The organism is Pseudomonas sp. Fl5BN2, from assembly GCF_009908205.1.
Classification (GTDB): domain Bacteria; phylum Pseudomonadota; class Gammaproteobacteria; order Pseudomonadales; family Pseudomonadaceae; genus Aquipseudomonas.
Map to the genome: position 1 here is coordinate 193,605 of NZ_JAAARL010000011.1, position 20,492 is coordinate 214,096.

At 64.4% G+C, this 20,492-nt stretch carries 16 protein-coding genes; 8 read left to right on the forward strand and 8 right to left on the reverse strand.

Annotated elements, in window-relative coordinates; all coding sequences use genetic code 11:
* Positions 1 to 105: 105 nt before the first annotated feature.
* The gene (locus GV819_RS17420; protein ID WP_161757285.1) at positions 106 to 1,020 is read left to right on the forward strand and encodes a LysR family transcriptional regulator; all 915 of its coding nucleotides are present in this window, start codon (positions 106 to 108) and stop codon (positions 1,018 to 1,020) included.
* 2 nt (positions 1,021 to 1,022) lie between these two features.
* Here the strand turns inward: GV819_RS17420 and GV819_RS17425 are convergent, their stop codons facing one another.
* Positions 1,023 to 1,502 carry an Lrp/AsnC family transcriptional regulator gene (locus tag GV819_RS17425; RefSeq protein ID WP_161757286.1) on the reverse strand — a complete coding sequence of 160 codons (480 nt, stop codon included), beginning with the start codon at positions 1,500 to 1,502 and terminating at the stop codon, positions 1,023 to 1,025.
* A gap of 124 nt (positions 1,503 to 1,626) precedes the next feature.
* On the opposite strand from GV819_RS17425, the gene GV819_RS17430 reads away from it, so the two are divergent.
* The 7 genes from GV819_RS17430 to GV819_RS17460 all read left to right on the forward strand — a co-directional run bounded on the left by GV819_RS17430 (position 1,627) and on the right by GV819_RS17460 (position 11,739).
* A complete protein-coding gene (locus GV819_RS17430) occupies positions 1,627 to 2,886 on the forward strand; it encodes a methionine gamma-lyase (RefSeq protein ID WP_161757287.1) in 1,260 nt (419 codons plus the stop codon).
* 144 nt (positions 2,887 to 3,030) lie between these two features.
* Positions 3,031 to 4,164 carry a branched-chain amino acid ABC transporter substrate-binding protein gene (locus GV819_RS17435; RefSeq protein ID WP_161757288.1) on the forward strand — a complete coding sequence of 378 codons (1,134 nt, stop codon included), beginning with the start codon at positions 3,031 to 3,033 and terminating at the stop codon, positions 4,162 to 4,164.
* Positions 4,165 to 5,094: 930 nt separating this feature from the next.
* Entirely contained in the window at positions 5,095 to 5,652 is a 558-nt protein-coding gene (locus GV819_RS17440; protein WP_161757289.1) for a phage tail protein, read from the forward strand.
* Between the two features lie 35 nt (positions 5,653 to 5,687).
* A complete protein-coding gene (locus GV819_RS17445) occupies positions 5,688 to 6,254 on the forward strand; it encodes a phage tail protein (protein ID WP_161757290.1) in 567 nt (188 codons plus the stop codon).
* A gap of 35 nt (positions 6,255 to 6,289) precedes the next feature.
* Positions 6,290 to 6,841 carry a phage tail protein gene (locus tag GV819_RS17450; protein WP_161757291.1) on the forward strand — a complete coding sequence of 184 codons (552 nt, stop codon included), beginning with the start codon at positions 6,290 to 6,292 and terminating at the stop codon, positions 6,839 to 6,841.
* Positions 6,841 to 7,392, forward strand: a complete 552-nt coding sequence (locus GV819_RS17455; protein WP_161757292.1) for a GNAT family N-acetyltransferase — start codon at positions 6,841 to 6,843, stop codon at positions 7,390 to 7,392. The genes GV819_RS17450 and GV819_RS17455 overlap by 1 nt, the downstream gene beginning before the upstream one ends.
* A 174-nt stretch (positions 7,393 to 7,566) precedes the next feature.
* Entirely contained in the window at positions 7,567 to 11,739 is a 4,173-nt protein-coding gene (locus GV819_RS17460) for a putative Ig domain-containing protein (RefSeq protein WP_161757293.1), read from the forward strand.
* A 141-nt stretch (positions 11,740 to 11,880) separates the two neighbouring features.
* On the opposite strand, the gene GV819_RS17465 is transcribed toward GV819_RS17460, so the two are convergent.
* The 7 genes from GV819_RS17465 to GV819_RS17495 all read right to left on the reverse strand — a co-directional run bounded on the left by GV819_RS17465 (position 11,881) and on the right by GV819_RS17495 (position 20,290).
* Complete coding sequence (locus GV819_RS17465; RefSeq protein WP_161757294.1) at positions 11,881 to 13,293, reverse strand: aspartate aminotransferase family protein; 1,413 nt, start codon at positions 13,291 to 13,293, stop codon at positions 11,881 to 11,883.
* Between the two features lie 2 nt (positions 13,294 to 13,295).
* On the reverse strand, positions 13,296 to 14,744 hold the full coding sequence (locus GV819_RS17470; RefSeq protein ID WP_161757295.1) for an APC family permease: 1,449 nt from the start codon (positions 14,742 to 14,744) through the stop codon (positions 13,296 to 13,298).
* A gap of 136 nt (positions 14,745 to 14,880) precedes the next feature.
* Positions 14,881 to 16,371, reverse strand: coding sequence for an aldehyde dehydrogenase (locus tag GV819_RS17475; protein ID WP_161757296.1), 1,491 nt, complete (start codon positions 16,369 to 16,371; stop codon positions 14,881 to 14,883).
* A gap of 291 nt (positions 16,372 to 16,662) precedes the next feature.
* Positions 16,663 to 17,826, reverse strand: coding sequence for an acetylornithine deacetylase (gene argE / locus GV819_RS17480; RefSeq protein ID WP_161757297.1), 1,164 nt, complete (start codon positions 17,824 to 17,826; stop codon positions 16,663 to 16,665).
* Positions 17,819 to 18,496, reverse strand: a complete 678-nt coding sequence (locus GV819_RS17485) for a DUF1028 domain-containing protein (protein ID WP_161757298.1) — start codon at positions 18,494 to 18,496, stop codon at positions 17,819 to 17,821. The genes argE and GV819_RS17485 overlap by 8 nt, the downstream gene beginning before the upstream one ends.
* Positions 18,497 to 18,566: 70 nt before the next feature.
* Complete coding sequence (locus tag GV819_RS17490) at positions 18,567 to 18,977, reverse strand: RidA family protein (RefSeq protein WP_161757299.1); 411 nt, start codon at positions 18,975 to 18,977, stop codon at positions 18,567 to 18,569.
* Positions 18,977 to 20,290, reverse strand: coding sequence for a flavin-containing monooxygenase (locus tag GV819_RS17495; RefSeq protein ID WP_161757300.1), 1,314 nt, complete (start codon positions 20,288 to 20,290; stop codon positions 18,977 to 18,979). The genes GV819_RS17490 and GV819_RS17495 overlap by 1 nt, the downstream gene beginning before the upstream one ends.
* Positions 20,291 to 20,492: the final 202 nt, after the last annotated feature.

A 20,492-nucleotide genomic window follows, 5' to 3' on the forward strand; every position in this document is an offset into this window, starting at 1 on the left:
GTTGTTCGCACCCTTTGGTCGGAATGCGCAAGAGGCTAGCCAATTCACGAGGGCTTAAGAATACTGCTTCGCGCAAGACATCCTTTCCAAAGAGGCAAGACTGAAATGGATCAGCTCGGCGCCATCACCATGTTCGTGACCACCGCGGACCAGGGCAGTTTTACCCGCGCTGCCGCCTGCCTGGGCAAGACCACCTCGGCCCTGACCAAGGCGGTAACCCACCTGGAAAGCCAATTGGGCACCCGCCTGTTTGAACGCTCGACCCGGCGCATCGCCCTGACCGAAGCCGGGCAGATCTATCTGGCCAGTGCCCGCCAGGTACTGCTCCAGTTGCAACAGGCCCAGGAGGACATCGATCGGTTGCAGCAGGAAATGTGCGGGACCCTGCGCCTGGTAGCACCGCCCTCCTTCGCCCCGGCGTTTCTCAATGCCGTCTGCTATGGCTTTCTCGAGCGGTACCCGCAGATGCGCCTGGAAGTGCAGCTCACCGACGAGTTCGTCGACCTGCTCGGTGGCGGTTATGACCTGGCGGTCCGTGACGGGCCAATAGAGTTGCCGGACCTGATTGCTCGCCCGCTGACGGCCAACCGCATCCTGCTCTGCGCCAGCCCGCGCTACCTGCAGCGCCGGCCGCTGCCAGTGACCCCGGAGACCTTCGCCGAGCATGACTGGCTGATCTTCCGCCACCCGGCGCTGAACCCGCACTTCTGGCGCTTTACCCTGGACGGCGAACGCCAACGCGTGGCGCAACCGGTGCCCCGGCTGGCCAGCGACAATTACGATTTCCTGTTCGGGGCGCTACTGGCGGGCCTGGGCCTGCAGCTGTGCCCGCAATGGAGCGCGGCCCCCTATCTGCGGCGCGGCGAGCTGGTGCAGTTGCTGCCCGAGGCCACCCTCGACCCGGAGCAGTTCGGCCCGCAGATTCATGTGATCTACCCGGCCCATCGCCGCCATACCCGCAAGCACCAGGCGTTCATCGAATGCCTGAACCAGTACCTGGACGCGCAGCAGTTGCACTGAACTCAGCCGGCGGGGGGCAGCACCGGAATCAGCCGCGCCGGCTTCACCGACTTGAAGGAAAAGCTGGAGTAGATCTCCTTCACCGCCGGCAGGGTCTGCAGCACTTCACGAGCAAACTCGCCAAAGGACTCCAGGTCCTTGGCCAATATTTCGAGGAGGAAATCGTAGCGTCCGGAGACGTTGTGGCAGGCGATGATCTGCGGAATCTCCAGCAGCCGCTGCTCGAACGCCCGGGCCGTCTCCTGGGAGTGGGACTCCATCATCACGCTGACAAAAGCAGTCACCCCATACCCCAGGGCCTTGGGCGAAAGGATCGCCTGGTAACCGGTGATCACCGCGCTCTCTTCCAGCAACTTGACCCGGCGCCAGCACGGCGAAGTGGTCAGCGCGACGCTGTCAGCCAGCTCGGCGGTGGTCAGCCGGGCATTGTCTTGCAGGGCGATCAACAGGGCTCTATCGATGCGATCCAGACCAGCGGGCATATTTTGCCTCTTTATCTTGTTTTTATAGGTATTTATTCCAATTTTGATCTGAGAAACCAGGAAAATTGAAATTTATTGCGCCGAATTTGAGCATAGCATTGTAGGAAATCTGGAAGTATTCGCCATGAACAATAAAAACAATGATCTTGGTTTTTCCACCCGCGCCATCCACTTCGGCTACAACCCGCAAGAGCACCAAGGTGCATTGATCCCGCCGATCTACCTGACATCCACCTTCACCTTCGCCACCGCCGAATACGGCGCCAGCTGCTTTGCCGGCGAAGCGCCCGGGTATTTCTACACCCGCATCGGCAACCCGACCCTGGCGTTGCTCGAGGCACGCATGGCGGCCCTGGAAAACGGCGAAGCGGCGGTGGCCTTCGGCTCCGGCATGGGGGCGATCGCCGCGACCTTCTGGACCCTGCTGCGCCCCGGCGACGAGATCATCGTCGGCCGTACCTTGTACGGCTGCACCTTCGCCCTGTTGCACCACGGCCTCGCCGAGTTCGGGGTCAAGGTCAGCCATGTGGACATGACCGACCTGGGCAACCTGCGCGCCGCCATTGGCCCCAGCACACGGATGATCTACTTCGAGTCCCCGGCCAATCCCAACATGCAGTTGGTGGACATTGCCGCCGTGGCCGAAATCGCCCGCCAGCACCCCAATGTGATCCTGGCGGTGGACAACACCTATTGCACCCCCTACCTGCAACGCCCGCTGGAGCTGGGGGCCGACCTGGTGCTGCATTCGGCCACCAAGTACCTCAGTGGCCACGGCGATATCATCGCCGGCATCGTGGTCACCCGCCAGGCGCTGGCCCAGCGGATCCGCCTGCAAGGCTTGAAGGACCTGACCGGTGCCGTGCTGTCGCCCCAGGACGCGTTCCTGCTGATGCGCGGAATCAAGACCCTGGCGCTGCGCATGGATCGCCATTGCAGCAATGCCCTGGTCATCGCCCAGTACCTGCAGGATCACCCGGCCGTGGCCTGGGTGGCCTACCCCGGCCTGCCCTCGTTCGCCCAATACGCGCTGGCCGCGCAGCAGATGAAATCGTCCGGAGGCATGATCGCCTTTGAACTCAAGGGTGGCCTGGCCACCGGCATCCGCTTCATCAATGCCCTGGGCCTGTTCAGCCGGGCTGTCAGCCTGGGGGACGCCGAGTCCCTGGCCCAGCACCCGGCGAGCATGACCCATTCCACCTATACCGCCCAAGAGCGCGCCGAACACGGCATTGCCGAAGGCCTGGTGCGCCTCTCGGTGGGCCTGGAAGACATCACCGATCTGCTGGCCGACATCGCCCAGGCTCTGGCTGCCTGCACCAAACCGGCCGCAACGCTACCCGCCCTTGAGGCCGTGGCCAGAATCGGCAAGGCCCTTCCTTGAGCTGGGTCAGCACCGTCGTGGCCTACCCGGTCTACAACCCCGAGTTGCCGCTGCGGCGCTGCGTGCGACGCCGCCAGCATCTACGCAACACCTGCAACACCCGCAATACCCTTTGAATCGTTACCCACAGGAGTGGAACAACCCATGAGTCGTATCAATAACAAAGCCACCCAACTGCTCAGCGCCATGATCCTTGCCGGCCTGGCTTGCCATTCCCTGGCAGCCGACAGCATCCGGATCGGCATCGCCGGGGCCAAGACCGGCCCGGTGGCGCAATACGGTGACATGCAGTTCAGCGGCGCGCGCATGGCCATCGAGCAGATCAACGCCAAGGGTGGCGTCGACGGCAAGCAACTGGTGGCTGTGGAATACGACGATGCCTGCGACCCCAAGCAGGCGGTAGCCGTGGCCAACAAGGTGGTCAACGACGGCGTCAAGTTCGTGGTCGGGCACCTGTGCTCCAGCTCCACCCAGCCGGCGTCGGACATCTACGAAGACGAAGGCATTGTGATGATCACCCCAGCCGCCACCAGCCCCGAGCTGACTGCCCGGGGCTACAAGATGGTGTTCCGCACCATCGGCCTGGACAACGCCCAAGGCCCGGCGGCGGCGCGCTACATCGTCGGTCTGAAGCCGGCCAACGTCGCGGTGCTGCACGACAAGCAGCAATACGGTGAAGGTATCGCCAGCTCAGTCAAGGAGATCCTCGGCAAGGAAGGCATCAAGGTCGCGATGTTCGAAGGGATCAACGTCGGCGAACGCGACTACTCGTCGATCCTGGCCAAGCTCAAGCAGGCCAATGTCGACTTCGTGTACTTCGGCGGTTACCACCCGGAAATGGGCCTGCTGCTGCGCCAGGCCAAGGAAAAGGGCCTGACCGCGCGCTTCATGGGCCCGGAAGGCGTGGGTAACGATTCGATCTCGCAAATCGCCAAGGACGCCTCCGAAGGCATGCTGGTGACCCTGCCGAAATCCTTCGACCAGGACCCGGCCAACAAAGCCCTGGTGGAAGCCTTCGAAGCCAAGAAGGAAAACCCCAGCGGCCCGTTCGTGCTGCCGTCCTACTCGGCAGTGGAAGTGATTGCCGGGGGCATTGCCGCGGCGAAGAGCGAAGACCCGGAGAAAGTTGCCGAGGCGATCCACAAGGGCACCTTCAAGACCCCCACCGGTGACCTGAGCTTCGACGAGAAAGGCGACCTCAAGGACTTCAAGTTCGTGGTCTATGAGTGGCATTACGGCAAGCCGAAGAGCGTGGCTGGAGAAAACGCCGGGCTCTGAGTCATTGCCCAGGGAGCTGCAGCGGCAAGCTGCAACTCCCTCGCCGTGCCTTGTCGGCACGGCACCTGCCCCGCCTTCCACCTCTGCGTCCTACAGCAAAACTTCGTGCCCCCAAGAAATACCCTATCACCTTAGTTGGGAATAACTTATACCCCCGGTAACAACCCGAGGGAATTCAGGTAACACCCATTCGACCGCTCTAAAAACACCCATGAAACTCATACTTCAGAAGCAGTAAAAGGCACTTTTCTGGCAACTCGTTAGTACCCTAATATTTTTTCACTTGGGCAACTTAAGAGCATCAGGAACTACTTCCTTGCCAGGCCGACGACGGCCACCCAGGCCACTTGTAAAAAACCCACAAAACTTGTTCCAGATCACCCAATCGACGTTGTAATACTCCCGACACAAACACCAAGAGCTCTGGCCAGCGGCCGCGAGCGATGTCCGGGCTCGCCAGCGCCCCCCCCCCAAGGGACAGCCAGCTGCACCGGAAAAGCCCGCCGGCATCGACCTTGTACCTAACCAATACAGGCCACAGCGGCCTCTGCAGGGCCGCCCCGGGGACCATTCAGCGAGGCAACCGACCAATGTAAAAATATGGTCTAGGCTATGACCATGTTCTGTTGACTTATGAAAAAAAAGCCGTGCCACCCTCAAGAAAAAGTTCAGGCCCGGCGCTTCACACAGCATTCCAAAACCGTTTACCTAGTCGAGTGTTACCGATAAAGATGGACTTTTTGTTACCGTCAAAGACATTCGAAAGCAATGCGCCCAGGCAACCACCAAGAGGCTTCAGTAGTTGCGAGACTAGTTGTAAAAAATAGTATTTGCGCACTAAATTAACTTTTGTTTATTGTGCAAACAGCGCCGTCCCCAACCGAGGGGAAACAACTTTCTGGCGCCAACTTTTTTCATGGAGGAAAGAACATGGATCCCTTTGTCGGTGAAATTCGCCTGTTCCCTTGGGGCTGGGCTCCGCAAGGCTGGCTGGTTTGCGAGGGCCAGCTTCTACCCTTCCAACAATATGTCGCCCTGGCCTCCCTGCTGGGCACTCGCTTTGGCGGTAATGGCAGCACCACCTTCGGCCTGCCCGACCTGCGCGGACGAGTAGCCCTGGGGGTGAACACGGTGGCCTCCACCAACCCGTTCATCGAAGTACACCCCCTGGCCAGCACCAAGGGCACCGAAACGGTGACGCTGGGCCCCGACGCGCTACCAGCCCATACCCATACCGCCTATGTCGCGGACGCTGCTGGCACCACGGGCCCGGCAGGCGGCATTCCGGCGATCAGTTCGAACTCCGCTGGAGCGGTGTTCAAGCCCACCTATGTGGCCGCCAACACCACGACCCCACCCACCGACCTTGTTGGCCTGAACACCAGCTCGGTGCTGCCCACTCAGGGCCTGCCCATGGAAAACATGCAGCCTTCGATTGTCGGTTGTTTCTGCATTGCCACCAGCGGCGTCTATCCGCCACGCCCGTAGCCACCCCCTACAGACCCTCAAGCAAGGAAACTGATATGTCTGAAGCATTCCTCGGCGAGATCCGTATGTTCGCAGGTGATTATCCGCCGCGAGGCTGGGCCATCTGTGACGGAAGCTTGCTGCAAGTTCAAAGCAACGAGGCCTTGTTCGTCGTGCTGGGCACCACCTACGGTGGCAACGGTGTCACCACTTTCGGCCTGCCGGACTATCGCGGGCGGGTCCCCGTCGGCCAAGGACAAGGCGCCGGGCTCAGGCTCAGGACCCTGGGGGCGACCACGGGCAGCGAAACCGTGACCATGACCGCCGCCAACACCCCTGCGCATAGCCATGTATTCATCGTCAGCAAGAACCCGGCGACCTCGGCCACCCCCAATCCGCCCGCCGCGCCCAAGAGCCAGACCTTCGGTGAGTTCGCCAGTGCCGGCGTGATCAAGGGGCTGTACAGCACCCAGGCAGCCAGCCCGGTCAGCCTGAGCCCGCTGTTTCTCTCCGAGGCCCTGGTACCGGCGCAAAAAGCCCCCCTGGCCCATAACAACATGATGGGATCGCTGGCCATCAACTACATCATCTGCCTGTCGGGCGTCTTCCCGACACGGCCTTAGTCTTTCCCCATTACTTCATTCTGGACTGAGCGATCATGGATGCATTCACCGGCGAGATCAGGCTATTCCCCTACAATTACGCACCACAGAACTGGGCCTATTGCGATGGCTCGGTGCTGCTGACGCAACAGTTCCCCGCCCTCTACTCGATCATTGGCAACCTCTATGGCGGCAACCCGGGAAGGGACTTCATGTTGCCCAATCTCAATGGCCGGGTGGCCATGGGCGCCGGGGGCGGCGTGAACCTGACGTACAGGTCGATAGGCGATACGGACGGTGCCGACGCGGTGAAAATGCTGCCGGCCAACTTCTCCGGACACACCCACGCAATGCAGGCCAGGGACGGCACCGACAACACCTCCGCGGTGGACCTGCCCAGCGATGCGACCTACCTGGCGCAGCCGCGCAACGTGCACCTGTACAGCACCATTGCACCGACTGCCAGCAGCCCGTCGCTGGCCCCCGGCACCCTGACTTCGGCGGGTATCCCCAGCGCAGCGGGCGGCACGATACGCAACACCATGCAGCCGTTCCTGACCCTGGCCTACTGCATCTGCCTCAATGGCGAGTACCCGATGAAATATTGATGACGCACGTCTCCAGCGGTCTTTTATCCATGCTGCCACTGGGCAGCGACCCCGGTCTGCGCCTGCAGACCGGCAATGACCAGGCCCTGCTCGGCGACCTTTACCTGTCGCGGCGCTGGGCCGAAGTCAGTGCCGTGCCCGGCTGGAGCGACGCGCAGCGCCGGGCGTTCCTGCTGTCCCAGGAACAGCTGCAGCGCAGCCATTACCACCAGCATTACCCCGAGGCGGCCTTTCTCATCGTCGACTACGCGGGGACTGCGATTGGCCGTCTGTGCGTGGACCAGGACCCGAGCGCCGTGCGCATCGTCGACATCGCCCTGCTGCCGCAGTGGCAAGGCCGGGGAATCGGCAGCCGCTTGCTGCACGCGGTCCTGCACCTGGTCGACAGCCAGGGCCTGGCCTGCCACCTGAGCGTCGAACACAGCAGCCCGGCCCGGCGCCTGTATGAGCGCCTGGGTTTTCAGGTCTGTGGCGAAGCCGGCCCCTATACCCCAATGCAGCGGCCGGTGGGCCGGTCCCAGCCGCCGCACAAGGAAGCCCTGGAAGCATGAAACCCAAGCACCTGGGCGGCACGCCAGCGGACCCCTGACGCTGCGCCACCTCTGAGCCCGAGATGACATTGAAGCGCAGGAGCCACTGGCGTCAGCCTTTTGGTTCCATCGGTGCGCAGCCCCGCAACGGAGCAGGACACGCTCACAACAGTAGCCGTATGGCAGGAAGCCCCAATGAGAACACCGTTCACCACCTCAGGTCGCTGGCTGGCAAAAAGACTGGTCTCGCTGTTTCTGCTGTTCTGTGCGATGACCCTGGCCAGCCAGGCGATGGCAGCACGCCCGGTGATTGTCTCTCCGGCCACGGGCACCACCCTGACACCGGTGGCGGTGAACCAGTTCATGAGCGTCACCATCACCGCCACAGGGGGCGCGTTGCCTCTGGACGGCTGGTACGAATGTAACATCGACGATCCGAGCTATGACGGCACGCAGATCTGCCTGCCGCCGGGGCTGACCCTCGGTTATTCGCCCCGCAGCGCCACCACGACCCTGTCCGGTTCACCGACCACGGCCGGTACCTACACCTTCGCCGTGTCCCTGAATGACGGCCTGAACCAGGCCGGTGTCGCCACTTACACCCTGGTGGTGAGTGCGGGCAGCCCGCCGACCCTGACCTCGGTGGCGCCCAACTCCGGCAGCACCGCCGGCGCCACCTCGGTGGTACTGACCGGGACCAACCTGAACGGCGCCACCGCCGTCACTTTCGGCGGCGTGGCGGCCACCAGCTACAGCATCACCAACGCCACCAGCATCACCGCTACCACCCCGGCCCATGCCGCCGGCCCGGTCAACGTGGTAGTCACCACGCCCAATGGCAGCGTGCCCCTGACCAACGGTTATACCTACACAGTGCCAGCCCCTACCGCCGGCCCGGTCAGTGCCACGGTCGCTGCCAACAGCAGCGCCAACCCCATTACCCTGAGCCTCAGTGGCGGCGCGGCCAGCAGTGTGACCGTGTCCACCGCGGCCAGTCATGGCACCGCCACCGCCAGCGGTACCACTATCACCTACACCCCAACCGCCGGTTACTCCGGCAGCGACACCTTTGCCTATACCGCCACCAATGCCAGCGGCACTTCAAGCCCGGCCACGGTGACCATTACCGTCAGCGCGCCGACGATTAACCTCAGCCCGACCACACTGCCCAGCGGCACTCAAGGCATCGCCTATAGCCAGAACCTCAGCACCTCCGGTGGTACCGCGCCCTACAGCTACGCCGTCACTTCCGGCGCCCTGCCGACCGGCATGAGCCTGAATACCAGCACCGGCCTGATCAGTGGCACGCCGAGCGCCAGTGGCACCTTCAACCTGACCATCACCGCCACCGATGCCAACAGCGCCACCGGCTCACGCGCCTACAGCCTGCTGATCAATGGTCTGCCCCCCGTGGCCGGCGCCGTCAGTGCCTCTATCGCCGCCAACAGCAGCGCCAACCCGATTACCCTGAACCTCAGCGGTGGCGCGGCCACCAGTGTGGCCGTGTCCACCGCGGCCGCTCACGGTACGGCCACGGCCAGCGGCACCACCATCAGCTACACCCCAACCGCCGGTTACTCCGGCAGCGATACCTTCGCCTACACCGCGACTAACGCCAACGGCACTTCCGGCCCGGCCACAGTGACCATTACCGTCAGCGCGCCGACGATTAACCTCAGCCCGACCACACTGCCCAGCGGCACTCAAGGCATCGCCTATAGCCAGAACCTCAGCACCTCCGGTGGTACCGCGCCCTACAGCTACGCCGTCACCTCCGGCGCCCTGCCGACCGGCCTGAGCTTGAGTGCGAGCGGCGTCATCAGCGGCACACCGAGCGCCAACGGCACCTTCAACCTGACCATCACCGCCACCGATACCAACAGTGCCACCGGCTCACGCGCCTACAGCCTGCTGATCAATGGTCTGCCCCCCGTGGCCAGCGCCGTCAGCACCACGGTTGCCGCCAACAGCAGCACCAACCCGATCACCTTGATCCTCAGCGGTGGCGCCGCCAGCAGCGTCGCCGTGGCCAGTGCGGCCAGTCATGGCAGCGCCACCGCGAGTGGCACCAGCATCACTTACACTCCGACTGTGGGCTTTGCCGGCACAGACAGTTTCACCTACACCGCCACCAACGCCAGCGGCACATCCAGCCCGGCCACGGTGAGCATTACGGTCACGGCGCCCAGCATCAGCGTCACTCCGGGCAGCCTGAGCGGCGGTACTCTCGGCAACGCCTACAGCGCCACCATCAGCGCATCGGGCGGCACCGCACCCTACAGCTACGCGGTCAGCGCGGGTGCCCTGCCAACCGGCTTGACACTGAGCCCAACCGGGAGCTTGAGCGGCACACCCACCGCCATCGGCTCCTTCGCCTTTACCCTGCGCGCCACCGACGCCAACAACTTCACGGGAACCCAGGCCTACAATCTGACCATCAGCGGCGTGCCGCCGATCGCCAGCGCCGTCAGCACCACAGTTGCCGCCAACAGCGGCGCCAACCCGATTACCCTGAACCTCAGTGGTGGCGCCGCCACCAGCGTCGCCGTGGCCAGCGCCGCCAGTCATGGCAGCGCCACCGCCAGCGGCACCAGCATTAGCTACACCCCGACCGCCGGCTTCTCCGGTTCCGACAGCTTCACCTACACCGCGACCAATATCAGCGGCACGTCCGGCCCGGCCACGGTGAGCATCACCGTCAGCGCTCCGTCTCTGGCAGTGACACCGGCGACCCTGGGCGCCGGCACGGCGGGCAGCGCCTATAGCGCAACCCTCAGTGTCTCCGGCGGCACGGCACCCTACAGCTACAGCATCAGCAGCGGCAGCTTGCCGGCCGGCCTCAGTCTGAACACCACCAGCGGCCTGATCAGCGGTACGCCAACCACCAGCGGCACCAGCAACCTGACCATCACCGCCACCGATACCAACGGTGCCACCGGCACCAAGGCCTACTCGATCACCATCGCCGCCGTGGCGATCACCGTGCCGGCCTCCAGCCAGATCCTCGCGGCCGGCCAGTCCGCCACCGTCGACCTGACCCAGGGCGCCACCGGCGGCCCGTTCACCCAAGCCACCCTGGCCTCGGTCACTCCGGCCTCGGCCGGCCGGGCGATGATGATCAGCCGCTTCTCGATGCGCTTCATACCCTCGGCCGCCTTCGCCGGCACCGCGATCGTCAGCTTCAGCCTGCAGAACGGCAGCGGCTCCAGCGCCGCGAGCACCGTCAGCTTCATGATCCAGGAACGCCCGGACCCGACCAAGGACGCCGAAGTCATCGGCCTGCTCAACGCCCAGACCCGCGCGGCCGAGCGCTTTGCCAGCACGCAGATGGACAACTTCAACCGTCGCATGGAGCAGTTGCACCAGATGAAATGCGACCGCACTTCGTTCAACGCCAGCCTGCGCAAGCAAGGGCAAGACGTTCCCCTGGGAGAAATCGCCAAGGCCGTGCAGAACCAGCTCGGGGATTCGGCGCACAAGACCGAGCAGGAACAGCGCGAGGCCGCAGCCGCCGAGCAAGATGAGTGCAAACAGCAGGCCCTGGCCTTCTGGAGCGACGGTTTCGTCAACGTCGGCTCGACCCACGCCCGCGGCGCTCGGGACAACAGCTTCACCACCATGGGCCTGAGCGCCGGTGCCGACTATCGCTTGTCGCCGTCGGTGATAGCCGGGATCGGGATCGGCTACGGCAATGACCGCAGCGACATCGGCAGTAACAAGACCCGCAGCGATGCCGATGCCATTGGTATCGCCACCTACCTGAGCCTGAACCTCGCGCCCCAGGTCTTTATCGACGGCCTGCTGGGCTATAACCGCATCAGTTTCGACTCGCGCCGCTACATCACTGGCAGCACCAACGACTACGCCCGAGGCTCCCGGGATGCCGACCAGTTGTTCGCCTCCCTCACCGCCAGCTACGAATACCGTCAGGGACCACTGTCGCTGACGCCCTACAGCCGCTTGAATGCCAGCAGCACCCGCCTGGACGCCTTCCGTGAGAGCGGCGGCGGCCTCTACGGTTTGTCCTATGACGAGCAAAGCCAGCAGAACTTCACGTCGTACCTGGGCCTGCGCTCGGGCTACGATTTCATGACCCGGGTCGGCAGGATGACACCCAAGGTCGGCCTGGCCTGGGGCCATAACTTCAGCACCACCAGCGACTACAAGATGCGCTACACCGACCAGGGCGACGAGGGCCTGCTGTACCGGCTCAAGCCCGACTCCCAGGACAGCGATTTCGCCGACCTGGACCTGGGCCTGGACTTCGACCTCGGACGTGCCTGGCAGTTGGGCGTCTCCTACAAGACAGCCCTTGGCTCCGATGAGCGCAGCGACATGTTCCGCATCGGCTTGAACGGCAAGTTCTAGCTCCTGGGCACAGGCTAACCGCCGCCAACCGGACGCTGCAGCAGGAAAGGATTCCCTGTCAGCCAACAATGCAAGAAAAACACCCCCCGCCAGGGCCAGGCCCTCGCGGGGTGTGTTTTTTTTCCGTCGCGGTGCCGCGCTCTAGGCCACCGGCAAGCTGCCCGTCGCCAGCTCCTGCGCCGTGCGCTCCACCGCGCGCCGGGTCTTGTCGATCAACTCATCGATATCGCCGCGAGTCGCCACCAGCGCCGGGGCCATGATCATCCGCCCCAGGGTCGAGCGAATGATCACGCCCTCCTCGAAGCCCAGGGTGCGGCAGCGCCAGGCGATGTCGTTCTCATTGGCAAAACGCTTGCGGCTGGCCTTGTCCTCGGCGAATTGCAACGCCGCCACCAGGCCCGTGCCCTGGATCTCGCCAATCAGCGGATGGTTGCCGAACACCTCCCGCAGGCATTGCTGCAGGTAAGGGCCGGTGTCGTTCTTGACCTGAGTCACCACGCCTTCATCGCGCAACGCCTTGAGGTTGGCGATGGCCACTGCGGCGGCCACCGGGTGCCCGGAATAGGTCAGGCCGTGGGCAAACACCCCGCCCTGCTCCACCAACACTTGGGCGATGCGCTTGCTCAGCACCAGGCCACCCATGGGGATGTAGCCTGAGGTCAAGCCCTTGGCGATGGACAGCGTGTCCGGTTCGAAGCCGAAGTGCTGGTGGGCGAACCACTCGCCGGTGCGGCCGAAACCGCCGATCACTTCGTCGGCGCACAGCAGCACATCGTACTGGCGGCAGATGCGCTGGATTTCCGGCCAGTAGCTTTCTGGCGGGAAGATCATTCCGCCTGCGCCCTGGAACGGCTCGGCGATAAACCCGGCGACATTCTCGGCACCCAGTTCGAGGATCTTCTCTTCCAATTGACGGGCGCAGCGCAGGCCGAACTCGGCGGGCGTCAGGTTGCCTTCGTGGCCAAACCAGTAAGGCTCGTCGATGTGCGCCACGTCCGGGATCAGCCCGCCCATCTCGTGCATGAACTTCATCCCGCCCAGGGCCGTGGCCGCCAGGGTCGAGCCGTGATAGCCGTTCCAGCGACCGATCATCACCTTCTTCTGCGGTTGGCCAAGGATCTGCCAGTAGCGGCGCACGCTGCGGATCAGCACCTCGTTGGCCTCGGAGCCGGAGTTGGTGTAGATGGCGTGGCTGTAGTGCCCCGGCAACAGGCTGAACAGCAACTCGGACAGCTCCACCACCGCCGGGTGAGTGGTGTGGAAGAACATGTTGTAGTACGGCAGCTGTTCGAGCTGGGCGCTGGCGGCGGCCGCCAGGTCCTTGCGCCCGTAGCCGAGGTTGGTGCACCACAGGCCGGACATGCCGTCCAGGTAGCGCTGGCCGTCGTTGTCCCACAGGTGCAGGCCCTCACCGCGGACGATGACCCGCGGGCCTTCGGCGTTCAGCACCTTCTGGTCGAGAAAGGCGTGAATGTGGTGCTTGGCATCCAGGGCCTGGTAGTCCTGGGTGCTGCGTGGCGCGGCGGTGTTGTCCTGACGATTGGAAGCACTCATGGTCATTCTCCTGCACTGCAAGTGGGTTCAAGGGAAACGGGGCCATTGGTGCTCGCCGTGGCGGGCACCAGTGGTTCGGGGACAAACAGCGGTTTGCGCATCACCAGCTTGATCCAGACCACGGCGATCACCGAGATCACCCCGAGGACTACCCCGGCACTGCCGAAAATCCGCGCGGTCATCTCCGGTGACGGCGAGACGTGATAGATCGCAAACAGCATGCCGACCATGCCCAGCACCTGGGGCCAGGGGTAGAACGGCGAACGAAACGGCCGGGGCGCATCGGGGTAGCGCCGACGCAGGGCGATCACGTCGATGTGCACGATGATGTAGGCCAGCAGCCAGGCCAGGGCCGCAGCCAACAGCAGCAGGCTGATAGAGTCCGGGTCCTGGCCCAGCAGCAGGATCGGCAGGCCGGTCAGGGCCGCGATGAACAGCACCGCCACCCAGGGTGTGCGGGTGCGCGGGCTCAGGCGCTTGAACTGGGGAAAGGCCTGGCCGTTCTGGGCCATGCCATAGAGCATCCGCGGCAGCGCCGCCAGGGACGAGTTGACCGTACTGCAAGTAGCGGTGATCACCGCCCCCACCAGGAACAGCTTGCCGGCCTCACCGAACACCGAGGTGGCAAAGAGGAAATGCGGCAGCGGGTTGCTCGCCAGTTGCTCCCGGGGAATGCACAACAGCGCACCGAGGCAGTACAGGGTGATCACCAGGAAGATGATGCTCAGGCCAATGATCATCGAGCGCGGGATGTTGCGTTCCGGGTTACGGGTTTCCTCCACCAGCGGGCAGACGAACTCGGCGCCGACAAACCCCCAGATGGCCATCGCCGCCAGGGCCAGCGCACCGACTTGCATGGGGTTCCAGCCCTGATCCAGCGGCAATTGCAGATCCGCCTGGGGGCTGCTGATGGCCCCTAGCCCGAGGGTCAGCAGGATCACCACCATCACCACCGCCAGCACGGTCTGCAGTTTGGCAAAGACGTCGATGCCCAGCAGGTTGAGCGCGGTGAACGTGCCCAGCACGCCATAGGCCACCAACATCGGCGGCAGCACACCGGGGTAGACCTTGCCGATGATCAGATCGAGCAGCAGCAACTCGGCGGACAGGGCGAACATCGCCACCACCATGTAGCCGGAGAAGGTCGCGAGGATCGCCGGAAAATGGCCGATGGCCACTTCGGTGTAACTGCTCAGGCTACCGGCCCGCGGCACCATCAACGCCAGCTCGGAAAACGACAGCGCGTAGGTCAGGGCCATCAGGTAGGCCAGTAGCAGCGGGATGAAGAAGCCCAGCCCGGCCATCCCCGCCCCTTGCAGCATCAGCACCATCACGCCCTGGGAAACCACCAGGCCGACGGCCACCGAGACCAGCGATCCCAGGCCCAGGACTCGGCGCAAGCCGCGGTTCGGTGTGGGGCTTGCGGCCCCGATGGAGACATTTGCAGTCATGGCACACACTCCTGTTCTTATTGTTGTAGGCCTGCCGCTCACTCGGCAGGTACGCCGGCGCCACGTCCCGGACTCGATCCCGGCGCGTGCCGCCGTGGCTGACCCGCAGGCCGGCTCGCCAGGCACCCAACAGCGTTCAGCGCAGTTGGAACCAGGTGGTCTTGAGCTGGGTGTATTTATCAAAGGCGTGCAGCGACAGGTCGCGACCAAACCCCGATTGCCGGCCACCGCCAAAGGGCACGGTGACATCCAGGGCATCCACGGTGTTCACCGACACCGTGCCAGCGCGCAGTTGCCGGGCGACCCGGTGGGCGCGGTTGAGATCGTCGCTCCACAGCGAAGCGGCCAGGCCATAGACACTGTCGTTGGCCAGGCGGATGGCCTGGTCCTCGTCGTCGAACGGGGTCACCGCCAGCACCGGGCCGAACACCTCTTCGCGCGCGATGCTCATCTGCGGCTGCACGCCGGTGAGGATGGTCGGCTCGATGTAGTTGTCGCTGCCATCGATGCTCAGTTGCCGACCGCCGCAAGCCAGGTGGGCACCCTGCTCCCGGGCGCCGTCGATGAAGCCCATGACGCTGGTGGTCTGGCGGCGGTCGACCATGGCCCCGGCACGGCTGGCCGGGTCCAGGGGGTTGCCCGGCATCCAGTCCCGCGCCTTGGCCAGCAGGCGCTCGACAAACTCGTCATGAATGCTGCGCTGTACCAACAAGCGCGAGTTGGCCGAACACACTTCGCCCTGGTTGAAGAAGATGCCGAAGGCGGCTTTCTCGGCGGCCAGGTCCAGGTCCTGGCAGTCGGCGAACACCAGGTTCGGGCTCTTGCCGCCGCATTCGAGCCAGACCTGCTTGAGATTGGATTGCGCCGAGTACTGCATGAAATACTTGCCGACCTCGGTGGAGCCGGTGAACACCAGGCAATCCACGTCCGGGTGCAGGCCCAGCGCCTTGCCGGCCTCGCTGCCCAGGCCCGGCACCACGTTGAGCACACCTTGCGGCATCCCCGCTTCCAGGGCCAGTTCGGCCAGGCGCAGCGCCGAGAACGGCGACTGCTCGGCCGGCTTGAGCACCACCGAGTTGCCCACCGCCAGGGCCGGTGCCAGCTTCCAGGCGGCCATGTCCAGCGGGAAGTTCCAAGGCACCACCGCGCCGATCACCCCCAAGGCTTCACGACGGATACTGGCGTGGCTGTTGCGCGGTCCCGGGGCCACTTGGTCGTAGAGCTTGTCGATGCTTTCGGCGTACCAGGCGAAGACGTGGGCGGCGCCGGGAACGTCGATATTCCAGGCGTCCATCACTGGCTTGCCCATGTTCAGGGAGTCCAGCAGGGCCAGTTCCTCGCGATGGACGAGCATCAGCTCGGCCAGGCGCAACAGCACCTTCTTGCGCTCCACCGGGGCCATGCGCGCCCAGGGCCCGTGCTCGAAGGCCTGGCGCGCGGCAGCGACGGCCAGGTCGACCTCGACCTCGCCGCAGGCGCTGACTCGAGCCAGCAACTGGTTGTTCGCCGGATTGATGGCGTCGAAGGTGGCACCGCTGAGGGCCGATAGATGACGGCCACCGATCAGCGCCTGGTCAGTGAATGTTTGCCGGGCAGCTCGCTGCTGCCAGTAACTGAGATCGAACACGCTGCACTCCCTCGTCGACCGTTGATACGGCCTGGTTGTTCTCTGGGTCTGGAGGGATGGTGCGTCACTGCGAGCAAGAGGAAAAATACTAAAAATATGCTCGAACCCCATGAAAAAGCTCTGCAACCCATACCGCGGACAAGGCTGTGCAAACGCAGACGCCCCGGGTTGCGCGCAGGCTCAACCAAGGGCAGGCAGGATGCCTTGGCGCTGGCGATCAAGGCGCAGCAGCCCAGGCGCGGCACAGGTCGGTGACCTGCGCCGTGAGGCAGGATCAGCCAGCAGCAAACATCAGGCAGGCGCCTGCAGCCACTGCGCCAGGCGCATCAGCATCGCGTCGCAGGCGTCCAGTTGCTCAATGCTGATGAACTCATCCGGCTTGTGCCCCTGCTCCATGCTGCCGGGGCCGCAGACCACCGTGGCAATGCCCGCTTCATGGAACAGGCCGCCCTCGGTGCCGAAGGCCACGGTGCCGAACTCCCGCGAGCCACTGAGCAGTGCCAGCAACTCGGCGGCTTCGCTGTCCGGCGCGGTGGCCAGGCCCGGATAGGCACTCAAGGGCTGCAGGCCGATGCCGGTATCGGCCTGGATCGCCTGCATCTTCGGCAACAACTGTTCCCCGGCGTAGCGCTGCAATTCATCCACCACGGCCTGGGCGTCGTAACCCGGCAAGGTCCGTACCTCGAAATCGAACTCACATTCCGCCGGTACGATGTTCAGCGCCCGACCGCCCTTGATGGTGCCGGTCTGCACCGTGGAGAACGGCGGGTCGAAACGTGGGTCATGCCTCTCCGGTTGCGCCAGCTGGCGGCCAATGTCCCCAAGCTTGCCGATCAGCCGCGCGGCGTACTCGATGGCATTGACCCCATACGGCGCATAGGCCGAATGGCAGGCGGCACCGCGCACCTGGCAACGCATCGCCAGCTTGCCCTTGTGGCCGAGCACCGGGCGCAGTTCGGTGGGCTCGCCGATCAGGCACAGCACCGGCCGATGCGGGCGCTGTTGCAGTTGCTCAAGCATCGGCCGCACGCCCAGGCAGCCGACCTCTTCGTCATAGGAGAACGCCAGGTGGATCGGCAGCCGCAACGAGCATCGGGTAAAGCTCGGCACGGCGGCCAGCACCGAGGCGATAAAACCTTTCATGTCGGCAGTGCCGCGCCCATACAGGCGCCCTTCCCGCTCACTCAGGACAAACGGTTCGACGCTCCAGGCCTGGCCGTCCACCGGTACTACGTCGGTGTGCCCGGACAGCACCACGCCGCCGCGATCCGCGGGGCCAATGCTGGCAAACAGATTGGCCTTGGTCCGCTGCGGGTTGTAGATCAGCTCGCAGGGCACGCCCTGCTCGGCGAGGTAATCGCGGATAAAGCCGATCAGTTCCAGGTTGGAATCGCGGCTGACCGTGGCAAAGCCCACCAGCCGCGCCAGCAGCTCGCGGCTGGAGAGTTCACTCATTGCCCGGCACTCCGTAGCTGGGGGCGGCGGTCGGGTCCAGGGCCCGGGTCAGGTAGTCCTGCATCTGCGGGCGATAGGCCTGCCAGAGACCCGCCAACTGGTCGATAGGGTCCTCATCGACCCAGTCCACCCGCAGGTCGACGATGGGCCAGGTCAGGTCATCCACCACCATCAGCGCCGCCGAATGCACCGGCCCCGCCTCGCCACCGGCGGCCATCGCCGCCTGCATCGCCGCCAGCAAACGCTCGACAAGAATACCCGGGGTCCGCTCGAAGGCCGCGACCATGGCCTCGATCACCGCGCTGCTCGCCAGCAGATTACCGGCGGCCACGCACTGCTCGCCGGCCACTGCGTTATGGGTGCCCAGGGCTTGCTGGCCACTGAACAACGCCGTGCGCCCCTGGCCGTCGATCACGGTCACCTGGCGGTACTGGCTCCAGCCATTGCTGCCCAGGGCCTTGTCCAGGGCCGCGGCGGGATCGAACTGGTGATTCTCCAGCAAGTCGAGAATCTGCGGGCCGAGGGCCGGCAGGGTCACATTCTGGGTCGCTACCGCTCCGACCCCGGCCCGCACCCAGGGGCAACGGGCGCCGACGGCAATGCTCGACGAGCTGATGGCAATGCCCAGCTGGCCGGTTTCGGCACAACGGCCAACGATTGAAAAAGTCATGGCAACTCCTTGGCCCACAAGGGCCGCATGGGCGCACGATTGGGCGCCGGCGCAATCAACAGCAGAGGCTTCATTCAGGAATGACTGCGATCACATCGATCTCCATCAACCACTGTGGCTGGCCAAGGGCCGAGACCACCAGACCGGTGGAAATCGGGAACACGCCCTTCAACCACTTGCCCACTTCCTGGTACACCGGCTCGCGGTAGCGTGGATCGGTGAGGTAGGTGGTGGTCTTGACGATGTGGGACAGGTCGCTGCCGGCTTCTTCCAGCAGTTGCTTGACGTTCTTCATCGCCTGCTCGGCCTGGGCCTGCGGGTCGCCGAGGCCGATCAGCCGGCCGTCGAAATCGGTGCCGACCTGGCCGCGTACATACACCGTATTGCCGGCGCGCACTGCCTGGCACAGGTCGTTGTCCAGGGACTGGTTGGGGTAGGTGTCCTTGGTGTTGAACATGCGGATACGCGTATGAGTAGGCATCAGAGGGCTCCCACGGAACTGAGGTTGAGCACCGGCGCATCAGCCGTGGCCGAAGGCTGCCGGGCGTCGCTGTAGGCTTGGTATTTGCGCTGCGTGGCGATGTGATCGGCGACGTGCTTGGCGTCGTGCCACACCCCCCAGATAAACGACGAGCCGCGGCGCGACAACCAGGGCAGGCCGAGGAAGTAGACCCCCGGCTCGCGGGACACGCCGCGCTGATGCAGGGGCTTGCCTTGTTCGGTGAAGGTATCGACCTGCAGCCAGCTGAAATCCACGGCATAGCCGGTGGCCCAGATGATCGAGGTGACACCGGCTGCCTGCAGGTCCAGCGCCAGGATCGGCTGCGTCACGCAGTCCGGATCGGGCAAGCGCTGGCGGGCCTCGGGCTCCAGCGGCAGGTGGAGACCGTTGCGGGCGATATAGGCGTCGGCAGCATCCAGCAGCGCCAGGTAGTTCTCGTCACCCCGGGCCAGGTTGTCCACCAGGTCCGCACGGAAGGTCACCCGGTCGCCGTCGAAAGCCTGGGTCAGCCCCACCAGGGTAATGCCCTGCTGGGCCAGGGCCCGGAAGTCGATGGTCTGGCCGCCGCGGGCGCCACTGACGGCGATGGTCACGTGCTCGCGGCCTGGCTTGGCGATCTCTGCATCCCACTCGCCGAGGACCCCGAGCCACCAGCAGAAGTCGCGGTCGCGATAGGAACGTGGCGGACGATCATGAGCACCCACGGACAGGTAGACCTGGCGGCCTGCGCGCTGCAGTTCGTCGGCGATCTGTACCCCGGACGAACCTGCGCCGACCACCAGCACCGCGCCCTCGGGCAGTTGCTGCGGGTTGCGGTACTCGGCGGAATGCAACTGATTAAGCGCCGTGCCCTTGGGCGCAATCGGCGGGATCACCGGGCGTTGGAAAGGCCCGGTGGCAGCCACCACACGATTGGCCTGGATCACCCCGTCGGAGGTTTCCACGGTGAAGCCTGGACGACCGACATTGCGCTGCACCTTGCGCACTTCGACACCGGTACGAATCGGCGCATTGAACTTGCGTGCATAGGCTTCGAAGTAATCCGCGACCTGATCCTTGGCCGCGAAGGCATCGGGCTCGATCGTAAACTCCAGCCCAGGAAAACGGTCGTGCCAGACGGGCCCGTTGGCCACCAGCGAATCCCAGCGTCCGCTGCGCCAGGCTTCGGCGACCCGGCTGCGTTCCAGCACCAGGTGCGGCACGCCGAGCTTGCTCAGATGCTCGCTCATGGCTACGCCGGCCTGGCCCGCGCCAACCACCAGGGTATCCACTTGTATTTGTTCTACGGTCATGTCGGTGTCCTTCTGCGAGACGATGGGCGCCAGCCAAGGGCTGGGCGCCCTGTTCAGAACCCGGGTGTGAATCGGATAGGGCAGATGGTGCGACAGACGCCGACGAAGGAAAAATACTAAAAATGTGCTCGCTGGATAAGAAAAAGCGAAGCAGCGCGGGAGCACGCAGACCGTGCAATTTCACCACACCGGCGCTGCATCG